Annotated in this window: 22 protein-coding genes and 1 pseudogene; 11 read left to right on the top strand and 12 right to left on the bottom strand. The window is 40.0% G+C overall.

Annotated features, from left to right (window positions below):
* Both U2718_RS21535 and U2718_RS21530 read left to right on the top strand, forming a co-directional pair.
* The coding region (locus tag U2718_RS21535; RefSeq protein WP_411813345.1) for a hypothetical protein at positions 1 to 222 on the top strand (222 nt) is incomplete at its 5' end.
* A 94-nt stretch (positions 223 to 316) separates the two neighbouring features.
* Positions 317 to 1,870 (top strand): cation:proton antiporter, encoded by a 1,554-nt coding sequence (locus U2718_RS21530; RefSeq protein WP_342002325.1) that lies wholly within the window; start codon positions 317 to 319, stop codon positions 1,868 to 1,870.
* A 68-nt stretch (positions 1,871 to 1,938) separates the two neighbouring features.
* Here U2718_RS21530 and U2718_RS21525 read toward each other — a convergent pair whose 3' ends face one another.
* Together U2718_RS21525 and U2718_RS21520 are read right to left on the bottom strand one after the other, a co-directional pair.
* A complete protein-coding gene (locus tag U2718_RS21525; protein WP_342002324.1) occupies positions 1,939 to 2,481 on the bottom strand; it encodes a DUF3124 domain-containing protein in 543 nt (180 codons plus the stop codon).
* 5 nt (positions 2,482 to 2,486) lie between these two features.
* Positions 2,487 to 3,164, bottom strand: a complete 678-nt coding sequence (locus U2718_RS21520; protein WP_342002323.1) for a TrkA family potassium uptake protein — start codon at positions 3,162 to 3,164, stop codon at positions 2,487 to 2,489.
* Between the two features lie 220 nt (positions 3,165 to 3,384).
* On the opposite strand from U2718_RS21520, the gene U2718_RS21515 reads away from it, so the two are divergent.
* Positions 3,385 to 4,464: a potassium channel family protein gene (locus U2718_RS21515; protein WP_342002322.1), complete on the top strand. Its 1,080-nt coding sequence runs from the start codon at positions 3,385 to 3,387 to the stop codon at positions 4,462 to 4,464.
* 227 nt (positions 4,465 to 4,691) lie between these two features.
* Here the strand turns inward: U2718_RS21515 and glgB are convergent, their stop codons facing one another.
* Entirely contained in the window at positions 4,692 to 6,980 is a 2,289-nt protein-coding gene (gene glgB / locus U2718_RS21510; RefSeq protein WP_342002327.1) for a 1,4-alpha-glucan branching enzyme, read from the bottom strand.
* A gap of 151 nt (positions 6,981 to 7,131) precedes the next feature.
* Here glgB and U2718_RS21505 point away from each other — a divergent pair, with 151 nt between their 5' ends.
* On the top strand, positions 7,132 to 7,311 hold the full coding sequence (locus tag U2718_RS21505) for a hypothetical protein (protein ID WP_411813344.1): 180 nt from the start codon (positions 7,132 to 7,134) through the stop codon (positions 7,309 to 7,311).
* A 12-nt stretch (positions 7,312 to 7,323) separates the two neighbouring features.
* Here the strand turns inward: U2718_RS21505 and U2718_RS21500 are convergent, their stop codons facing one another.
* Complete coding sequence (locus U2718_RS21500; protein ID WP_342002320.1) at positions 7,324 to 7,644, bottom strand: hypothetical protein; 321 nt, start codon at positions 7,642 to 7,644, stop codon at positions 7,324 to 7,326.
* Between the two features lie 339 nt (positions 7,645 to 7,983).
* Positions 7,984 to 9,060: a PIN/TRAM domain-containing protein gene (locus U2718_RS21495; protein WP_342002319.1), complete on the bottom strand. Its 1,077-nt coding sequence runs from the start codon at positions 9,058 to 9,060 to the stop codon at positions 7,984 to 7,986.
* 253 nt (positions 9,061 to 9,313) lie between these two features.
* On the opposite strand from U2718_RS21495, the gene hemW reads away from it, so the two are divergent.
* The gene (gene hemW / locus U2718_RS21490) at positions 9,314 to 10,501 is read left to right on the top strand and encodes a radical SAM family heme chaperone HemW (protein WP_342002318.1); all 1,188 of its coding nucleotides are present in this window, start codon (positions 9,314 to 9,316) and stop codon (positions 10,499 to 10,501) included.
* 162 nt (positions 10,502 to 10,663) lie between these two features.
* On the opposite strand, the gene U2718_RS21485 is transcribed toward hemW, so the two are convergent.
* Both U2718_RS21485 and U2718_RS21480 read right to left on the bottom strand, forming a co-directional pair.
* Positions 10,664 to 11,545, bottom strand: a complete 882-nt coding sequence (locus U2718_RS21485) for a 2OG-Fe(II) oxygenase (protein WP_342002317.1) — start codon at positions 11,543 to 11,545, stop codon at positions 10,664 to 10,666.
* 400 nt (positions 11,546 to 11,945) lie between these two features.
* Complete coding sequence (locus tag U2718_RS21480) at positions 11,946 to 12,842, bottom strand: hypothetical protein (protein WP_342002316.1); 897 nt, start codon at positions 12,840 to 12,842, stop codon at positions 11,946 to 11,948.
* Positions 12,843 to 13,507: 665 nt separating this feature from the next.
* Here U2718_RS21480 and U2718_RS21475 point away from each other — a divergent pair.
* Complete coding sequence (locus tag U2718_RS21475) at positions 13,508 to 13,915, top strand: hypothetical protein (protein WP_342002315.1); 408 nt, start codon at positions 13,508 to 13,510, stop codon at positions 13,913 to 13,915.
* An 18-nt stretch (positions 13,916 to 13,933) separates the two neighbouring features.
* Here the strand turns inward: U2718_RS21475 and U2718_RS21470 are convergent, their stop codons facing one another.
* Both U2718_RS21470 and der read right to left on the bottom strand, forming a co-directional pair.
* A complete protein-coding gene (locus tag U2718_RS21470; RefSeq protein WP_342002314.1) occupies positions 13,934 to 14,860 on the bottom strand; it encodes an energy-coupling factor transporter transmembrane component T family protein in 927 nt (308 codons plus the stop codon).
* 83 nt (positions 14,861 to 14,943) lie between these two features.
* Positions 14,944 to 16,305 carry a ribosome biogenesis GTPase Der gene (der, locus tag U2718_RS21465; RefSeq protein WP_342002313.1) on the bottom strand — a complete coding sequence of 454 codons (1,362 nt, stop codon included), beginning with the start codon at positions 16,303 to 16,305 and terminating at the stop codon, positions 14,944 to 14,946.
* Positions 16,306 to 16,400: 95 nt separating this feature from the next.
* Between der and U2718_RS21460 the strand changes: the two genes are divergently transcribed.
* Positions 16,401 to 17,465 carry a metallophosphoesterase gene (locus tag U2718_RS21460; protein ID WP_342002312.1) on the top strand — a complete coding sequence of 355 codons (1,065 nt, stop codon included), beginning with the start codon at positions 16,401 to 16,403 and terminating at the stop codon, positions 17,463 to 17,465.
* Positions 17,466 to 17,501: 36 nt separating this feature from the next.
* On the opposite strand, the gene U2718_RS21455 is transcribed toward U2718_RS21460, so the two are convergent.
* A complete protein-coding gene (locus tag U2718_RS21455; protein WP_342002326.1) occupies positions 17,502 to 17,651 on the bottom strand; it encodes a hypothetical protein in 150 nt (49 codons plus the stop codon).
* Positions 17,652 to 17,665: 14 nt separating this feature from the next.
* A complete protein-coding gene (locus U2718_RS21450; protein ID WP_411813343.1) occupies positions 17,666 to 17,812 on the bottom strand; it encodes a helix-turn-helix transcriptional regulator in 147 nt (48 codons plus the stop codon).
* 210 nt (positions 17,813 to 18,022) lie between these two features.
* Here U2718_RS21450 and U2718_RS21445 point away from each other — a divergent pair, with 210 nt between their 5' ends.
* The 4 genes from U2718_RS21445 to U2718_RS21430 all read left to right on the top strand — a co-directional run bounded on the left by U2718_RS21445 (position 18,023) and on the right by U2718_RS21430 (position 20,546).
* Positions 18,023 to 18,163, top strand: coding sequence for a hypothetical protein (locus U2718_RS21445; protein WP_342002311.1), 141 nt, complete (start codon positions 18,023 to 18,025; stop codon positions 18,161 to 18,163).
* A gap of 219 nt (positions 18,164 to 18,382) precedes the next feature.
* Entirely contained in the window at positions 18,383 to 18,733 is a 351-nt protein-coding gene (locus U2718_RS21440) for a TIGR03792 family protein (protein ID WP_342002310.1), read from the top strand.
* Between the two features lie 103 nt (positions 18,734 to 18,836).
* The gene (gene bchI, locus U2718_RS21435; RefSeq protein ID WP_342002309.1) at positions 18,837 to 19,958 is read left to right on the top strand and encodes a magnesium chelatase ATPase subunit I; all 1,122 of its coding nucleotides are present in this window, start codon (positions 18,837 to 18,839) and stop codon (positions 19,956 to 19,958) included.
* Between the two features lie 297 nt (positions 19,959 to 20,255).
* Entirely contained in the window at positions 20,256 to 20,546 is a 291-nt protein-coding gene (locus U2718_RS21430) for a hypothetical protein (protein ID WP_342002308.1), read from the top strand.
* 35 nt (positions 20,547 to 20,581) lie between these two features.
* Here U2718_RS21430 and U2718_RS21425 read toward each other — a convergent pair.
* Positions 20,582 to 20,754 (bottom strand): annotated as a pseudogene (locus tag U2718_RS21425) (nucleotidyltransferase); the annotation flags it as partial.

The raw sequence follows: 20,754 nt of genomic DNA, 5'->3' as shown, positions 1-20,754 counted from the left end.
TTAGTTAATGCATCGGCTTGTTATGTTAATGCATTGACTTGTTATGTTAATGCATTGACTTGTTATATTAATGCATCGACTCGTTATGTTAATGCATCGACTTGTTATGTTAATGCATCGACTCGTTATGTTAATGCATTGAGGCGAAGCCGAGATATGTGCAAGTGTTCAGTTGAGATATCCAGGCGATCGCCTATGCATGCGTGTGCGGTATATTCCTAGACTCTATTGTGTATTTACAGAAAAAATTTTGACATCTGTACTACTTTTTTGGCAACGTTTATCAAAGTAGTTTACACAACTTGCCAAAATCAAAGTGGATGTTGCTTCCTTAGTCACTGTTTCCATTATTCTTTTGCTCCTAGCCACAGGTGTTGCCCTGCTAACACGGCGGCTGCGTGTTCCCTACGTTACAGGTTTAGTGTTGGCAGGTTTGCCGATTACCGAGCTATTGTCTCGTCCTATTGGTTTAGATCCTTCCTTGGTTTTAAATCTTTTCCTACCGATTTTAATATTTGATGCTGGCATTAATACAGATATCAGCCGCCTACGCAGCACGTTTAAACCAATTGCCCTTCTCGCTGCTCCTGGGGCTGTATTGTCCAGTGCTATTATTGCCGTTGTATTGAAATTTGGGCTGGGGCTGAGTTGGATACCTGCTTTATTTGTAGGAGTCATTCTCGCAAACACAGATACGGTTTCAATGATTGCCGTTTTTAAGGAGATACCAGTACCCTCACGGCTTTCCACTATTGTTGAAGGAGAAACTTTATTCAATGATGCTGCTGCCCTAGTTTCATTCAACCTAATTTTGCAAGTATATTCCACAGGTTCGCTCACTTTACTGGAGGGAATCCAACAACTGTTATTTATTGCTCTAGGAGGCTGTCTTGTCGGGTTAGTCTTGGGCTACTTGAGCATACCTCTATTTGCCCGTTTAGACGATCCCCTGAGCAGCCTCTTACTAACTGTCGCAGTTGCATTAGGCACTTTTCAGGTTGGGCAATTTCTGGGTGTATCAGGTGCTGTGGCTGTAGTTGTGGCTGGATTAATTTTTGGGAATCTGGGACTTTCTCGCAATACTCCCGCTTCTAGTCGCATCACCTTACTAAGTTTCTGGGAATATGCCAGTTTTACTGCCAATACCTTTATTTTTCTGCTGATTGGTGTAGAAATAGATTTGGTAACGCTGTGGGGAACTTTACCTGCTATTCTACTTGCAGTTTTAGCTTATCAAGTCGGACGAATTCTTACAGTCTATCCGCTGCTGGCTACGGTTCGTTGGTTTGATCGTCCAATTCCGCTGCGCTGGCAACATTTACTCTTTTTAGGCAACATCAAAGGTTCACTTTCAATGGCTCTGGCGTTAAGTTTACCCACCACACTGCCAGGGCGAGAATTTCTCATCACTTTAGTCTTCGGCAGTGTCTTAGTGTCATTGGTAGGGCAAGGGTTAAGTTTGCCCTGGCTGGTAAAACGCTTAAAATTATCTCAATTTTCAGAGGCACAGCAGCAGGTTGAAGAATTGCAAGCCCAGTTAATCACAGCTAAAGCAGCTCAGGATGAATTAGAAAGTCTGTTAAAGTCAGGAGTTCTACCAAAAGCTGTCTATGAAGAGATGCGCTCAAGTTACCAAGTGCAAGTAGCAACCGCAGAAAAAGCATTACGAGAATTCTATAATCGTCGCCCAGATGAGTTTGATGTCAATAGTGGGGAATATAAAAAATTTGATGCGATTCGTCATCGATTGCTATTGGCAGAGAAAGCAGCACTAAATGAGGCAACACGTAAGCGAATTATCTCAGAAGAAGTTGTGCGTGGACGATTAAAAAAAATTGATGAGCAATTACTGAAATTAGAAGATGATTAATACAAGGAAACAGGGGATAGGGGACAGGAAAATAAGTTTTGAAAATCTCTAATATGAAGCTAAAATCTTCAATTTTTTTGACTTTTTATGACCTTACCAGGACTAATAAAAGAAACTCCTTGTTGGAATTCAGTAGCAATCATAACTGCTTCTACTATCGGCTCAGAAATCTCTGTTTGGGCTACCCATTCCACAATAAAATTAGCTCCTAACCCACCACTATTATCATTTCTACTGATAAAAAAATCACTAGAAGCTAGCGCGTTAAGTTGAATGGGCTGCTCTAAATACTGCTTGACTAGTTTTCCATCGGAGTCATAGTAACGTACAGAAGTAATGATGATAGGTTTATTCAAATCTGTATTACGAATACTAAGTGTAGCTGCTAAATTTAAAATCCTTTGTTGCTCGTCATGATAAATATAAGAATAGACAGGGACATAAATAGTTTGTCCCATTGCTATCTTAAAATTTTTATCTAGAGTCACCACCTGATGAGATGACTTTGCCTGAGTAGGAGCAGATTGTGACTTCGACGACATCTGCGATGATGTACAAGATGCAAGAAAAATAAAAGTAATGGCTAAATAAAAATGCGGGTTTAACTTCATTAAACTTATTTGCAGCCTTCAATAAAATCAATTACTTGATGTAATGAGCCTGGTTTTGTCACAATCAGCACAGTTGAATCTGGTTCAAGTACCGTACTTCCGTTAGGAATCGTTAAATCTTCATGGGGATGGGGTTGATAGCCAATAATTAGAGAACCAGTGGGAAAGCGCGAATCTTGAGCAATTTCAGCAAGGCTACGACCAACAACATAACAGTTATTCGGAATTGAAAGTTTGAATACCTCTATTTGCCCTTGCTCAAAATGCATGATTGATTCTATTTGCGGATACTCAATCGCATTCACCATCGTTGTAACTGCTAGATCTACAGTACTAATGATATGGTTGGCACCTGCTAAACGTAGGGGTTCAGCAAAATCAGAGTGACGCATCCGAGTCAAAATGTGGGAAACACCATAGTGTTTAGCAAGAGTTACCATTGCTAAGTTTAAAGCATCGCTTCTAAGCACAGCTGCCAAGGCATTAGCTTTACGAATCCCAGCTTCTAACAAAACTTCTGTACTAACTGCACTTCCCTCAAAAGCCATCGCTCCCACTTGTTCGCGGGCATAGCGGCAAGCGTTAGGGTTAACGTCAATGACGGCAACAGTATGCCCTAGTTCTACTAGTTTCTGCGCTAAACTTAAGCCTACTAAGCCAGCGCCACCAATTAGCACGTACATAGTTGCTTTCTAATCTTCTTTGTCTCCTACTTTACAGGAATAGCAACAATACAGCACTTTTACATATCAGATCAAATAGTCTGCCTGAAATGAGCGATCGCCATAAAGTATTTTACTGGTTTACCTATCTCAAGACTGATTTGCTACTCACATCCGATTTTCTCAACAGGATTTTGATTAACATTTGTAATGCGATTATTAATCAAAGCAGCAAAGTTAAATGAAGTTGTTAGTGCAAATCATCGGTGCAGCGCTTGTCATTATCTCGCTTGTAGACATTTACCTAACAGTATTATTTCCTCGTCTTGGCAGTAGTTTACTTAGTTTGCGATTAGGGAAAGGAATTTGGTGGCTATTTCGATTAGTGGCACGTCTTCTTCCTTGCCAAGACAAGAAAGTACTCTCCCACAGCGGGCCTATATTGATAATTGCAACAGTGGTAGTATGGGTATGCCTGCTCATCTGCGGTTTTGCTTTAATTGTCTGGCCTAATTTGGGTTCAGCTATCAAATCTACTCGTGAGTGGACTGACACTAGTTTTACCGCCGCACTTTACTACAGTGGCTTTTCGCTGACAACGCTTGGTACAGGTGATTTAACACCAGAAACAGACTTTCAACGACTGCTGATGATTTTAGAAGCAGCACTTGGCTTCTCAACATTTACTTTAACAATTACCTATCTGCTATCGATTTACAGCGCACTCATTAGACGTAACACTTTTGCTTTGAGCTTACACCACCGTTCTGCTGGTACGGCAGACGCAGCCGAGATCATAGCAAGATTAGGAGCTAGTGGCGAACTCAGCGGTGTGCAGCAAGATATTTCCAACATCGCCAGGGATTTAATTAATTTACTCGAATCGCAGCACTCTTATCCAGCACTATTATTTTTCCGCTTTCGCCAAACTTATTATGCCTTGCCACGTATACTACTGTTGGCAATGGATACAGCTACCTTGATGAAAACCGCATTGAACACTAAAAAGTATCGTTCATTAGTAAATTCCACAGCGACAGCAGAATTGTGGGGTGGCAGTCAACAGCTACTGGTTGAGTTGTCTAGTTTTTTTGTGCCAGAGCATCGTGCAAATATTAATGACTCCTTAGAGCAGGTATGGCAAAGACGCTATGATCACGCTGTAGAAAAATTTAGAGCCGAGGGCATAGAGACAGCCACAGATTTAGAGGCTGGTGCTTCTTTGTACATTTGTTTGCGCCGAAAATGGAACCCTCCTTTAGCTAGGCTGACTAGTTATATGGGGTATAAATGGAGTGAAATAGCTCCCTATGAAAATTGAGGGTTAACGACAACTTGTTGTGGAATAGCGATCGCACTCATAATCTTATACTGTCTCTGTAAAATGCGATCGCCCTTTTGATGGAGAGGCTAAGTGCGATCGCATTCTCATTTTCACACTATATAAGGAACTAAAAACACAGATCCCCGATTTCTGGTGAGAAGTCGGGGATCTTACAGGGTAAATTTTAGATAAAATACAGGGTGGAACTATGCCCACCCTCTTCATTAAGATTCCATTACTTCGGCTGTCTTCTTCCTATCCAACTTCAAAATCAACACTCCCAAAGGTGGCAAGCACAAATCCAGTGAATAGGGGCGATTGTGCATAGACCAATTATCAGTCCATTTGCCGCCTAAATTACCCATATTGCTACCACCGTACTGACGTGCATCACTGTTGAACAACTCGGTATAAAATCCGGGTTCTGGTACACCAATCCGGTAGTGGGAATGAGGTTGGGGTGTAAAGTTACAAACGACAATCACAAAATCATCAGAGTCTTTGGCTGTGCGAACAAACGACACGACGCTATGACGGTTGTCGCTACAATCAATCCACTCAAATCCTTCCCGTGCGAAATCTAAGGTATACAATGCTGGTTCAGTGCGATAGAGATGGTTCAACTCCTTAAAAAATACTTTGAGTTGTTGGTGTGGCTCATACTGTAACAAGTGCCACTCTAAGTCACCCCACACATTCCACTCACTCCACTGCCCAAATTCCATGCTCATAAACATGGTTTTCTTGCCTGGGTGAGCAAACATATAAGTAAACAAACAACGCACGTTAGCAAACTTTTGCCATCTATCTCCCGGCATTTTACCGATGATATTGCTCTTGCCATGCACAACTTCATCGTGAGAGAGCGCCAGCATAAAGTTTTCGCTGTGGTGATACCACATACTGAAGGTGATATTGTTCTGGTGGAACTGGCGGAACCAAGGATCCATGCTGAAATAATCCAGCATATCGTGCATCCAGCCCATGTTCCATTTCAAGTTAAAACCCAATCCTCCAGTGTAAGTCGGCCAAGATACCATTGGCCAAGAAGTCGATTCTTCGGCAATGGAAACAATTCCGGGAAAATAACTAAAGATAATGTGATTGACTTGACGCAAGAACTCTGCTGCTTCTAAATTCTCTCTGCCGCCGTATTGATTGGTAACCCATTCTCCTTCTTTGCGGCAATAATCGAGGTAAAGCATGGAGGCAACTGCATCAACCCGAATGCCGTCAATGTGATATTTGTCAAACCAGAATAAGGCATTGGCAACGAGGAAATTGCGTACTTCGTTGCGCGAGTAGTTAAATACTAAAGTACCCCACTCTTTATGTTCGCCTTTACGAGGATCAGCGTGTTCGTACAAGTGAGTGCCATCAAAGAACGCTAAACCATGACCATCTTTGGGAAAATGGCCGGGAACCCAGTCTACAATTACTCCAATCCCATTTTTATGGCATTGGTCAACAAAGTACATAAAATCTTCAGGGGTTCCATAACGGGAAGTGGGGGCATAGTACCCGGTGACTTGATAACCCCAAGAACCATCAAAGGGATGTTCGGCGATCGGTAATAGTTCAACGTGGGTGTATCCCAAATCTTTGACATAAGGGATCAACTTGTCTGCTAATTCCCGATAGGTGAGGAAACGTGCGCCAGGTTTGAGTTCCGAAACGGGAACTACAGGTTCAGTTTCACCATTGGGAAGTTTAGCGGGTTCTGCACTAGAGGCGTGTAACCAAGAGCCAATATGGACTTCATATACTGAAATTGGTTGAGTGAGGGGATCGGTGTGACGCCGCACCTCCATCCAGTTTTGATCGTTCCACGCATAGGCATCTAAGTTACTAACAATTGATGCTGTTTTGGGGCGGGGTTCTTGTTGGAAACCGTAGGGATCAGATTTTTCGTAAATATGTCCTTCTATGTTTTTTATTTCGTATTTGTAATGTTCTCCTACCCCAAGTTCAGGAACAAACAATTCCCAAACTCCAGTTACACCTTTACGCATTTGGTGTTTGCGTCCGTCCCAATTGTTAAAGTCTCCTATGATTGAGACATTGCGAGCATTTGGTGCCCAAACGGCAAAATACACACCTTTAACACCATCTACCTCTGTGGGATGCGCTCCTAGTTTCTCGTAAATTCGGTGATGATTGCCTTCAGCAAACAGATGCAAATCAAAATCGGTTAAGCGAGGAGAACGAAAGGCATAAGGATCGTAAATGACTCGCTCGTGCTCTCCTTCTTTGATTTTTAACTGGTAGTTTGCTAATTCTTTGGTTTCTATTGTGCATTCAAAAAAGTGGGGATGATGCACAGTTTGCATCGCATATTCTTTCCTTTCTTCAGGAAGAACCACCCACACTGAACTGGCATTGGGTAGGTACGCTCGCACAGCCCAGACATTTTTGCCATTTTCTTCTATGAGATGGGAACCTAGTACTTCAAACGGATCGTGATGCTGATTCCAAACGATACGGTTAACCTGTTCAGGGGCGATCGTGGTCATAGACATGGAGCTACCTACGTTGATTGAATAAAGTGGTGAGTAAATCTGCTTTTTTAAGTTCTATATAGTATTGTTTACATTTATTTGCAAATTTTGTTGCGATTGTCATCAAACCTGGGGGGGAATGGGAGATTATTCGAGTGAGAGAGTGATGAACGGTGGTAGTAGTAGAGAAATTGGTATTTGTGGTTCTTTTTCTCGCTTTTGTTTTAAAAATCAGGCAGTCACTAGGAAACAAGTTTCACCGCCAGGCATGAAAAAGATATTATCTCTACAACCCCAGGTAACGGCAGATGCTACCCTCCGGGAAGCTCCCTCACCACGACACTAACTTCCTTGCAAATTAAATATCCAAAAATGGAAAAAGCTGAAGTAGTATTTTACGCAGATTCAGTAAAAAAATATTGTCCCGAATCTTGGTAGACAGTTTTGGTGGTGGTGCTTGTTGCAGTTGTGCTTGCAATTGTGCATATTCCGCGGCTTTTAGGAGTTTGCCATCGATAGGCGATCGCGCTGCTGTAATAATTTCTGTTCGCAAGATTTCTTCTGGTATTTCTTCTGGTGGCGGCAGTGCCATTACTGTCGTACTTTGATGACCGACGATCCCCACTAAAATACTAGTAGTTACAGTCAAAATCACAAAATTAATCGCTTTAGCTCTCATTCTGAAGTTATTTTTAATTAATTTTTGATAAGGAAATTTGACTTTTCAAGACTAGGCTTGTTTATACCATTATTGTTGTCCTATGGCTAGGATGAACAATAAGTTTGACATATATGATTAAATATGCATATTTAAATGCTAACTAAATTTTGCTTATACAGCAGGGAACAGGGAACAGGCTTGAAAGCCGCTTAATGTCCTTAGTTGATGATTAGGCATTGTCCTAATCTATTCGGCAACTGCCATAAAACTAATATTTAAACTTAATACAAAAGAACCGATGCAATTTAAATGCATCGGTTAAAAAGAATCGATTAAACTCAAACTTGATATTTCTCTTCATGCTAAAGCCGAAGCTTGGGGTTTAGCAAATATCATCCGTCCTGCGGATGTCTGTAAGGCACTCGTAACTACTACTCGTACTTCTCCACCAACGTAACTACTGCCTTCCTCAACAACAACCATTGTGCCATCATCTAAATAGCCAATTCCTTGACTTGGTTCTTTTCCTTCTTTAAGTATCTTCAAGTCAAGATTATCACCCGGTAGGTAAGTAGGACGTACAGCGTTTACCAAATCGTTAACATTCAAAACAGGTACTTTTTGAACGCTGGCAACTTTGGATAAGTTGTAGTCGTTCGTAAGTAGTGTGCCATTGATTTCCTGGGCAAACCGGACTAGCTTTGCATCAACTGTCGCAATATCCTCGTAGTCAACTGTATTAATCAAAATGCGATCGGGATAAGCTGTTTTAATGCGGTTGAGAATTTCAAGCCCCCGTCTTCCCCGCACCCGCTTTTGATCTTTACTCGCATCTGCTACTTGCTGCAATTCTTGCAAGACAAATTGTGGTACGATAATCTGCCCTTCCAAAAAGCCAGTTTCAAGTAGTGTTTCGATCCGACCGTCTATAATACAGCTAGTGTCTAAAACTTTGGTGCTGGCTGGTTTTAGCGTTCCTTCCACCACCATGCTTTCTACGGTGTTGGGATTAATTAAACGTAACAACCCACGTCCGTGAGTATCTGCTAGGTTCATACCCGTATATGCCAGCACGATGCTACCAACAACTGCTACTAACGGTTTAATGAAACTAAAGTCAGCGGGAATTGGTAGTAAGAATAGAGGTGCTAACATCAGATTAGCCATCAATAACCCAATTACTAAACCAATAGCACGGGTTAAGATGACTTCAAATGGCAAGTCTCGAACTTGCGCCTCCAGACGACGATACTCAGTCTGAAATCTTAATCCAACTGCGCCTCCAATAATGGCGGCAAAAACAGCAACAACAAAACGCAGAGCTTCTAGGTTCGTCACCCGATCCATTGCCCCATCGGGTAGTAAATCGGTACTATAGAACCCTATCCCTGCCGCTGCCAGGATGAATGAGAATATGATAATTGCATCGAGCATAGTTTTGTTTTTCCTGCAACTGATATTAGCGGATAAGGATAAGTATTTATTTAGCTCCTCACTTTAAATAGATTTGAGAATAATTGCGGTCATAGTATAGATTATGAGAAACAACATCTGCAATCATTATAACTAAATAGTTTTATGCTTTATTATCCTCATCTTTTCGTTGGAAAATGATAAAAAAATGTTAATAACGCACTAATATTCATTTTTTGTAATTCTTAGAATAATAATTTAATTGTTACTCAAAATGGCTCAAAGAGATACTTTTATAAATATTCCAAGCTCTGCTTATATACATATTCCCTTTTGTAGACGACGATGTTTTTACTGTGATTTTCCTGTTTCTGTGATTGGCGATCGCTTGCGAGGTGAAACCTCTGGCACGATGTCCAAATATGTAGAAGTGTTATGTCAAGAAATAAACATTTTCTCTGGTTTGAGTCAACCATTAGAAACTATTTTCTTTGGTGGTGGCACTCCTTCACTTCTATCTGTAGAACAGGTGCAACAGATATTGACAGTACTAGAACAAAAGTTTGGTATTTCTCCTGGAGCAGAAATATCAATGGAGGTAGATCCAGGTACGTTTGATCTAGCACAGCTTCAGGGCTTATCCAATACAGGGATTAACCGCGTCAGTTTAGGTGTACAAGCTTTTGATGCAAAATTACTTCAAGCGTGTGGGCGATCGCACAACCTTGCTGATATTTTCACAGCGATTGACTTTATTTACGCCTGCAAGATTCCTGAATTCAGCATAGATCTAATTTCAGGATTGCCGCATCAGACTTTAGAGGGGTGGCAGGAGTCGTTGGAAAAAGCAGTTGCGATAGCAGCAACACACATATCTATATACGATCTGACTATTGAACCAGGAACCGCCTTTGGTCGTTATTATAAACCTGGTGCAACTCCCCTACCAACAGATGAAATGACAGTAAAAATGTACCAGACGGCGCAGCAAATTTTAACTGGTGCAGGATATGAACATTACGAAATTTCAAACTATGCCAAAAGCGGGCATCAATGTCGGCACAATCGAGTCTACTGGGAAAATCGTCCTTATTATGGTTTTGGCATGGGTGCAGCAAGTTATGTAGAGGGAAAACGCTTCACTCGCCCGCGCAAAACAAAAGAATATTATCAGTGGGTAGAAGATAGGTGTGTAATTAATTGTGAAGTGACACCACCAGATGAAATTTTATTAGAAACCCTAATGCTAGGATTACGTTTGGCAGAAGGTGTGAACTTGGAAGTGCTAGAAAAACAGTTCGGAGTGGAGAAGATAGAGGAAATTAAGAAATACTGTCAGCCATTTTTTGAGCAAGGTTGGGTGGAAGTGGCACAAGGAAGATTGCGTTTAAGCGATCCAAATGGATTTTTATTTTCTAACGTGGTTTTAGCAAAGTTATTCAGTAAGTTAGGAGCAAATTAGGAGTATGGATGTTGTTGGCTGTGCGCTCGCGCTTCGCCAGTTAGTGGCAAGTGGCATAGTAATATGAATGGATGAATACACCCATCCTCCAATTCCTAACGAAGCTTGCTTGTATGGTACAAAAAGTAAAATGTAGTGCTTTGGCTAATATCCGCAAGCTTTTTATACCCAAAACACACACTGCTTTTGTTGCTCCGAGAACTGTGAGGCAAGCGACATTAAATTATGCCGAGGTAAGGAAGGACTACAATAAAATGGGTATTTTGGTTGTCGAGAAGTGTAATCAAAAAAGACTGTAAATCGATCAGATGTTTGAGGTATCTTTCCTCTATGAAAAACGCTAGCGGTGGCGGCAAAAACTACTGTTCCTGCACTGCCGGTACATGATTTCCAATATGATGGTGACAAAGCTCTTTGCATTCTTTTTTCGCTAATGTATCCATACTGGTATTTCAAAGAGCTAGCAACTATATCAGTTAGATGTTGTGGGATATATTGAAATGGGCCACAATCCTCACTCACATCATTCAGATAAACAATTATTTTGAGAATTTTTCTATCTTCTGTGTCTATATGCCATAACCTAGATTTTCGCTCAACTTGATTAGCCAGATCTCTGCGAAAATATGGACCATGGTACGCTGCCGGTAAACCAAGATAATGTTCAACAATATTTACCAAACGCTGTTCTAGCCCCCAGAGAAAAATTTCTGGATGCTCTAGCATTTGCTCACAAGTCGCATGAACTACATATTCATTTTTACTTCCGGAGATAGTTTTGGGTATCTTGGGTATCAGACTTGTTGTTGCCTGTAACATTTTGTCTGTACTAGGAACAGACAATGACTCTAGTGAAGCGATCGCTACTCCTTCACGTCTTATAGTCTCAACTAAAATCAAATCCTTTGTTGAAATAGCTGGCAGATAAGCACCGTGCTTTTCCAATGCCGCAAGATAAACCTGCTCAGATTGGTTTTGCAAGAATGATATTTGATGTACCTTTCTTAATATTCTGTTACGTACCTGTTGAACAATATTGTTCATGTAATTGACTTTTTTGGCGTATGAAACATAGCTGATGTATTTTAAGTATTATTACGGTCATTTGTCCAACAGTACTTCGTATTCTTTGTAAAGAATTTATAGTTGCTTTGCAAAAACTTGGTATTAAATCACTATTTTTTTAGATTTTACAATATAAAAAAATTTACATAGTAAATAATAATCTAAGCGCTCATATAAGGGTGTGTTGACTTATAGATACAATTTGCAACATTATCAATTTTATACTCAAACGATAAATAGTATTCATTTTTGATTTGTGAACACTTCAAGACATAGAGGATACAGAGAAAAAGAAAAGTGAGAAAACTTTATAAATCACTTAGAACGACCATAGCAATAGAAAATGTTGAAGTATTGAGACTTAGCCTTTCTAGCTATATCATTCATAATTATTGATAGTAAATTTTATTTCCAAGATTAATCTATCTCTTTGAATTGGAAACGTTCCCTTATGAAAACAAAATGGATCTTCTACGAATCCGAACCCTGCTTTTTCGCAAATATTAAGTACATTTTCTAAACCATAGTAATTAACAATATCGCTGTCATCTGTTTCTCTAAGTAAGGAAAGCTGATGTTTAAGCTTTTTTTGCTTATGACTATTTTTAACACAGATATGAGGGCTACTATATACATCAACATTTGTTAGATAAAACATAAATTTTAAACACCAATAGTCTTCCAAATCATAATGGAAGTTAAAAAATCCCTTTAAACGCTCCTCAAATTCTTTTTCTTGAGCAAACGTCCACCAAATTTTACTTCTTATTTTTCTTGGTTTTTTTTCAAAGTATTTAGTAGCAATTAACCATAATTTTGGATCACTTTCCAGTTTCTTGATAATTGGGCATAATGCCGAAATATTAAAATTATAACCAGTTATAAAATTTTTACCTACTTTTTTCTCTTGCTTCTCTTTGTCATTAATATAAAATTGATATTGTGGATTACCATCACCTAGATAAACTAGTTTTTTAGAAAATTCTATTACTTCCTGCAAGACATGATTAGGCAAATTAATACCCAAATATATACCCTCTGCTTTGAGACTATCAACAACTTGATTCACATCGATATCTTCAAAAACAGAATTACCTTCATAATTGCTCAGTGTTTTATCTTTATAAATAAATTGCACCATATTACGTATAAGATGAATACGGCTAAAACAAAACATAATCATCCAATCAGGTTTTTGAATAGCAAAATCTAAATAATGGAAAAATCTACGCCTCAGTTTTAACCATAGTTTTGGAAAATTATTTACTGTTGTCATATTAACCTCTTGCATCATCAGTAGTTGTAAACTACAGCAATCGTAAATCTATACCTTTTTGAACCAGAGTATTGTGAGCAAACAAACTGAAAAAACATACTTTATAACCACAAACTATTTACACCACAGATAAAAACCGCAGGTAAAATTTGCTCTAAAATCGAGTATCATCACTTAGGCTTGCCTAGCAAATCAGTGGCTAGCGGAATGCAATCAACCAACCAATATTTTTAAAGGTCAATTTTGATTTATTGATGGGAAAAACTTGTTATGCTAACTATACCTATCCGAGACCAGAAAATAGTCTAAATTTTATCTAAATATTGAAACTTACATATGCTTGAAGCAAATAGTAGCTTAATAACAACTTATTAGCTTTTACTAACTTTTAAAATATATCTCAAGGTAGATTAAATATTTCTATTATATTTTTCAAATTATTATGTTATTCTTGTTTTTTATAGGAAAAATTTTATAAGTACTCAAACAGAATTAATTACACACATTGTTTTCCCCAACACTGCTTTGCATTCCCTGTTAAGAGTCTCCACGTAGGAAATCAGTTGAATATTAATTAAAATTTATACAAATTTGGTAATTCTACTGTCCAATAGCTTATACTATCGCTTCGGAATAACGGACGCTATTTTAAAGGAGTAACAGTGATGGTACGGCTAATTATCATCATGACTTTGCTGGGGTTATTAACTGCATGTACCACCAGCGTACTCGCACCAACTAGCCAGTTAGTAGAAAAAGCGATCGCTCTCCAGTTGGAGAAAACTCAACAGCAACTCAAACAACAACTAGATCTAGATTTCAAAGGATTTGAAGTTCATCACCTAGCAATTGCTAAAAAACAACCCCAGACAATTCAAAATCTACTAACTTACCATGTGAGTGGCACTTACGACCTCATCTTTAAGCTACCAAAAAGACAACTCAAACAACCACAAAAACCATTTGATGTTTACTTGCAACTTCAACAAGAGGGCAAAACTTGGCGGTTATTGCTTCCACAGAAGGAGAGTAAAGATACTAAACCTGTTTGGCACAGTTATCTGATTGAGTAGTTAACCTGCTGTTAACTATTAAACTTTAGTACCTATTGCTAACCGTGCTCCCCAAAATAAGACTAAAATGGCGATCGCAAGCCAGTCTAATCTTCTTAATTTTAATTCGTGCCACTGAACTCGATGTTCATTGGGGCTGGTAAAACCCCTTACCATCATTGCATTAGCCATTTGCTCTGCTCGCAGTAGCAGATTTTCTAATAATCTCTCTGCCACCAACATCCAAACTTTAACTGCTCCTTTGAATCCTAGCTTTTTCCAGTTAATTGCTCTTGTCATTACTGAACGAAATAAATTCTGCACCTCTTCTAGTACCAGAGGTATAAACCGCAGGGACAAAGTCAATGTTAATGTAATCTCTGTTACAGGTAACTTCAGGCGACGCAAGGGTTGCATCAAACTTTCTATCGCAGCTGTAATTTCCTCTGGTGCAGTTGTCAGTAGATATAAATTAGTGCTGTAAATAACTGTAAATAATATTGTACTGAAACTAGTTGCCAAATCTAAAGAACGGCGAGTAACTTTCACTACTCCCTGTTCAAACAGTACATAACTGTATTTTGAGTGACGGTTTGCTGGTGAAGGCGTAACTGTGGAAGTTGCTGGCTGTGATTTCTCAATCATCGTAGATTCGTAAGCTGGCAGACGTGGTTGATATTTTATACCAAGTCCATCAGGGCTAATAGCAGCGATCGCAAACACAAAAAAGCACAGCATTAACAACCAGCCCATCTGTTGCCGCCAAACTCGCCTGGGAATTCTCGCGATGAAAGTGATGAAAATTAAAACTAACACCAGCAATAGACGCCACAAGTTATTGGCAAAAACGTAGGTTGTCAAAAAGCTCATTAACCAGATAAACTTGACTCTTGGATCAAGTTTATGTAACCAAGTTTGCGGCTGTTCTAAGTAAAGACCAAGTGGTAGCGATCGCAGTAAATCCATTTTTAATCATTAGTCAATGGTCATTAGTCATTAGTCATTGGTCATTAAACTTTGGACAAACGACAAATAACAAATGACAATTATTATACCCGTGTAGCTCGATTGACATTAGCACTTTCCACGTCACGAGCTTTTTTACTCCGCCAGAAGAAACGAATAGGGGTACCTTTGAATCCTAATTGTTGGCGAAATTGTCGCTCGATGTAGCGACGGTAATTGTCGTTAAAGCGTTTAGCATCATTGACGAACAATGCGATCGTCGGTGGTTGGGTGCTGACTTGTGTACCATAATAAAGTTTGCCTTGTTTGCCACTACGACTCACTGGCGGAGAATGCCAGCGAACTGCTTCTTCCAAAACTTCGTTAATTACTGAAGTACTTACTCTACGCTTATGTTCTTCAGCGGATTTAGTTACTAACTCTAAAATCTTTTCTACTCTTTGCCCAGTCAAAGCACTGACAAATATGGTTTCCGCCCATTCACTAAAATGCAGCCGTTCTTGCAGATGTTTTTCGTAATCATAAATCGTGTAAGAATCTTTTTCTACTGCATCCCATTTGTTAACTACCAGCACACAGGCTCTACCTTCTTCGATAATTCTGCCAGCTAATTTTTGATCTTGCTCGGTGACACCATCCAGAGCATCTATCACCAACAAAACCACATCAGCACGGCGAATTGCCTTAAAGGCACGGTTAATACTAAAAAATTCAGTGCCGTATTCAACGTTTTTCTTCTTGCGAATTCCTGCCGTATCAATCAAACGGTAAGTTTGTTCATTGTGCTCAATGACGGTATCAATAGCATCACGGGTAGTACCAGAAATGGGACTAACAATTGCTCTTTGTTCACCAACTAAAGCATTCAATAAACTAGATTTACCAACATTGGGGCGTCCCACAATTGCCACGTTAATTTCATCAGCTTCTGGAATTTCTCCTGTTGGTGGTAAATACGTAATTAGCACATCAAGTAAATCACCCGTACCACTACCGTGAATTGCAGAAATAGGATAGGGTTCACCCAATCCCAAATTCCAAAATTCAGCCGCTTGAATTAAACCTTGTTCTGGAGATTCACATTTATTGACAGCCAGCAGCACGGGTACAGGTTGTTGACGCAACCATTCCGCGATTTCTTCATCAGCTACTGTTGGCCCTGTAATTCCATCTACAACAAAAATAGCAGCACTTGCTTCTTTGAGTGCAGCCATCGCCTGTTGCCGAATCAGTGGTAAAAACTCGGTGTCATCATTAAATACTAAACCACCAGTATCCACAACCATAAACTCGCGATCGCGCCAAAAGGAAGGTAAATAAGTGCGATCGCGCGTCACACCTGGTTCATCGTGAACAATGGCAGATTGCTCCCCAGCAAGGCGATTTACAAAGGTAGATTTACCTACATTTGGGCGACCAATAATAGCAACAATAGGAAGTTTCATAAATTTAGATGCAGAATGCTGCAAATCTTTATTGTAACTAGATGAGGTGGGGATTAGGGGCTAGGGACTAGGAAGAGGAGCAGAGGAGCAAAAACGTGATTCACAATTCTCTGTGTCCCTATATCCCCGCGTCTGGGTGTCCTCTTCTTCCCAATTCCCGCTTATTTGTCCTCAAAGAACAGACTTATCATCGAAAATCTTCAATTATTGATTTAGCTGGCGATCGCTACAATGAGAACCAGTTCAATAAATATAAAAATTCAAACGATAATCTCGCAATCACAAGGAATGGAGATTGGGCTTTGAGAAAAAGTCAACGGCTAAGAAAAGCCCGCAAATTAGCCTTTCGATTTGTCAGAGTCTCTTTTTTGTTGGGCTTTTGTGCTTTGTTGTATGCTTGTTTAATTGAACCAAACTGGCTTGAAATTAATTCCTTGCATTTAAATTTACCACACCTAGCATCGGAATTTAATGGTTATCGAATTGTACAAATTAGTGATATTCACACAGATAAATGGACGACTTCAAAGCGTTTAAATCGAATTTTTCGCTTAGTTAACCAACAAAAACCAGATCTAGTGGTGATTACAGGAGACTTAGTCAGCCGTAATTCCCAAGCATTTATTCCCAATCTCAAGTTTGCTTTGGCACAATTTACACCGAGCGATCGGACAGTAGCAATATTTGGAAATCATGACTACGAAGCAGATCCGCAAGCTATTAACCAAGCCCTAGAACAAACAGGTATAACCACACTTCATAATGCTATTTATAGCCTACACCGGGGTAATGCTATGTTGCATATTGCTGGGGTAGAAGATATATGCCTGGGTAAAGAGCGCTTGGATTTGATACTGAAGCAATTACCTAGCGATGGAGCAGCAATTCTCTTGGCACACGAACCAGATTTTGCTGATACGAGTGCTGCCACAGGTAGGTTTGATTTGCAACTATCTGGACACTCTCATGCTGGGCAAGTACGTCTTCCTTTCTTCAAACCGCTGATTCTGCCAACCTTAGCACATAAGTATTTTTCCGGCTTGTATAATGTCAAAAATATGCTCCTGTATACCAACAGTGGCATCGGGATGACTGGATTACATCTGCGATTTGGTTCCCGTCCAGAAATTACTGTGTTAACTCTATTTGCATCTGGTTAACTATCTGCCTGTTATTGAAATTAGCAAATAGTTGTTTCAGAACGGTTGAACTGTACAATAGATTTTTAATTCCGCTTCTTCTTCCTTCAGAATATGGTAGAGTTCCCAGTTCTGCTGGAGGTTTAACCAAAACTCTGAACTATTCCCAAAAAATTTTGTTAACCGTAATGCTGTACTAGGCGTAATACCCCGTTTTTGATTTACAACCTCATTAATTCGCTAATTCGCTGATAAGGAACGTGAATTGCAACTGCAAGTTCTCTTTGTGATATTTCCATTGGCTCTAGGAAATCTTTGAGTAATATTTCGCCAGGATGTGAGGGAGTCCTATTTTTTGGAACTCTCATCTGTTGGTAATCTCCTAATGGTAGTCTACTATTTCAACTTCTAATGCTCCTTCGGGTGTCCATGTAAAGCAAATCCGATATTGGTCATTAATCCGATACTATACTGACCCTTGCGATCACCTTGCATTACCCCATCTCAAGCTGTTGTTTCCAAACTACGGCAGGAAAATCAGCCAGAACTTATAGACAAAGCTGTACATCTTATTAGCATTGAGTCAAGTACCCGTCAGCAATAGAGCCTGGGCGATTTACGCAACCGTCACACAACCACTGACTTTTGAAGAGTTTCTCGTCTGGGACGATGGTTCGGGCAGAGAGTTTAGGCTATTAGATGGGATGCCTGTGCGATGATCAAAACCAAATGCCAATCATGAGGATTTGATCGAGCGGCTGTGTGCCTACCTAGAAAATTACTGCCAAGAAAATAACCTGCCTTACGTGTCACGCCAGTCTAATTGTAGTCGTTTTCTTGCCAGGAGCACCCAACGGAAAATCTCGAAAAGTTTTTGCCTCCCTGTGGAATGTGGAGTTCATGATATCCTTTTTCAGGATATAAGAAAGAACTAAAAAATGGCGAAAGATACAGATTTACAACACTGTATAGAAATACTCAAAATTAAAGTACCATCCGCACAACGAGAAGAATATATTCAAAAGGACGCAGAAATTTGGACAGCAGCACTGGCTAATTACCCTGGCTTTCTGGGCAAACAAGTTTGGCTCAACCCCAAAGATTCTACAGAGGTAATTTTGGTAATTCATTGGGAAACCCGCGAGCATTGGAAAGCTATTTCACTAACCGAACTAGAAGTTATAGAGCAAAAATTTAACCAAGAACTAGGATTTAGCAGCGAGATAGTAGAGGTATGTGAGTATCATGTACATAAATTTACTTCAGAAGTCAAATCCTTAATATTTTGAGTTTCTCTGCTCCACTCTCACCTTCTTTAGTTTCTACTCCCTACTCCCGACCTATGGCACAATAAGAAACTGTAATAAGAATAATATAGATAAAGGTAATTTAGTGAGTCCTACTGCTATTGCTACCGCTGCTGCGCGTCGCGTGGTATTTCCTTTTACGGCAATTGTGGGCCAATCAGAAATGAAACTGGCTCTAATATTGAACGTGATTGACCCTAAAATTGGTGGTGTTATGATTATGGGCGATCGCGGTACTGGTAAATCCACAACCATCCGGGCATTGGCTGACTTATTGCCAGAAATCCCTGTGGTTGCTAACGATCCCTTCAACAGCCATCCCAGTGATCCCGATTTGATGGGCGATGAAATCCGCCAAAAACTAGAAAACGGGGAAGACATTCCCGTTGTTCAAAAAAAAGTTCAAATGGTTGATTTGCCATTGGGTGCTACAGAAGATAGGGTTTGCGGCACTATTGATATTGAAAAAGCTTTATCTGAAGGTGTGAAAGCCTTTGAACCAGGACTTTTAGCTAAAGCAAACCGGGGCATTCTTTATGTGGATGAAGTTAACCTACTTGACGATCACTTAGTAGATGTGTTGTTAGACTCTGCCGCTAGTGGTTGGAACACAGTAGAACGAGAAGGTATTTCCATCCGTCACCCGGCGCGCTTCGTACTCGTTGGTTCTGGCAACCCAGAAGAAGGCGAACTTCGTCCGCAGCTACTTGATCGCTTTGGGATGCACGCGGAAATTCATACAGTCAAAGAACCAGTATTACGAGTACAAATTGTTGAACAAAGGGCAGAATTTGACCAAAATCCCCCAGATTTTCTAGAAAAATACAAATCTCAGCAAGAAGAACTGCAACAGCGTATCATTAATGCCCAAGAGCTTTTGCCCTCGGTTAATATTGACTATGACTTGCGGGTGAAGATTTCCGAAGTTTGTTCTGAATTAGATGTGGATGGTTTGCGGGGTGACATTGTTAGTAATCGTGCTGCCAAAGCTTTAACAGCCTTTGAAGGGCGTACTGAAGTCACAGTTGATGACATTCGCCGCGTCATCACCCTGTGTTTGCGTCACAGATTGCGCAAAGATCCCTTAGAGTCAATCGATTCTGGTTATAAGGTAGAAAAAGCTTTCGCACGTGTCTTTGGTGTAGAATTACCAGGAAACTCTGCCGAAACTAATGGTACAGGTCAAATTAAAACAGGGGTTCGTTAATTTGGTAATAATTATTGGTTAGTGGTTAGTAGGGGAGGCAGTGCGCCCTTGCGGGTTAAGCGGTTGTAGCACCTGGCGTTCCGTTGTAGCGACTGCCGTGCGGGTTTAGAAGATAAATTGTCGTTTTTAACCGAAAAATAATTCAGTAAAACCCGCCCGTACAGTATTCTTATAAAGAACCAACTACTGTAAGGGCAGTTTTTACAGTGATTTCTCTAAGATAACGAAATCTTTAAATCAAACCGCCCCTATTAACTACTTAACCACCAATTACTAACTCCTGATTGTGGACTTGTTATGAGAAGTTGGCGCTTTTGGTTAAGTACCCTCATTTTATCTAGCCAATACAACCCGCCCCGGTTTGTAGAACTGTTAATGTTGACGCTAGCAATTGTCATGCTGGCAATCTCTACTGTTTTACCAGCACAAGAACCTTATATGGTATTGGGCTTGAGTTTAGTGGTTGGTGCATCAATTTCTATCCTTGTCAGGGAAGCGATCGCTCCTTCTCCTCAAACACGCATTACCCAACTTACAGCCATACTATTGCTGCTCGTCAGTCTTTATGGTTTTGTTGATGTACTTTAGAAGAACAGGTTACAGTTTTCTTCATACCCTATCCCCTATTCTCCCCACCCTTGCATTTCTATCAACTCTATACACAGTTCATTAACTTGCCCCAAATCGAGTTTTGGAGCTAGAGTTGATTCTTCATATATTTTTTTTCATTTCAGTCATCAAATCCTCTGCCATTTTCATCACCTCCTCATAAGAATAATCACCCTTGAGAATTGCT

This window comes from Chlorogloeopsis sp. ULAP02 (assembly GCF_038404745.2).
Classification (GTDB): Bacteria; Cyanobacteriota; Cyanobacteriia; order Cyanobacteriales; family Nostocaceae; genus Chlorogloeopsis.
Note: the sequence above shows the minus strand (reverse complement) of the source record. Positions and strands in the feature narration are given on the sequence as shown.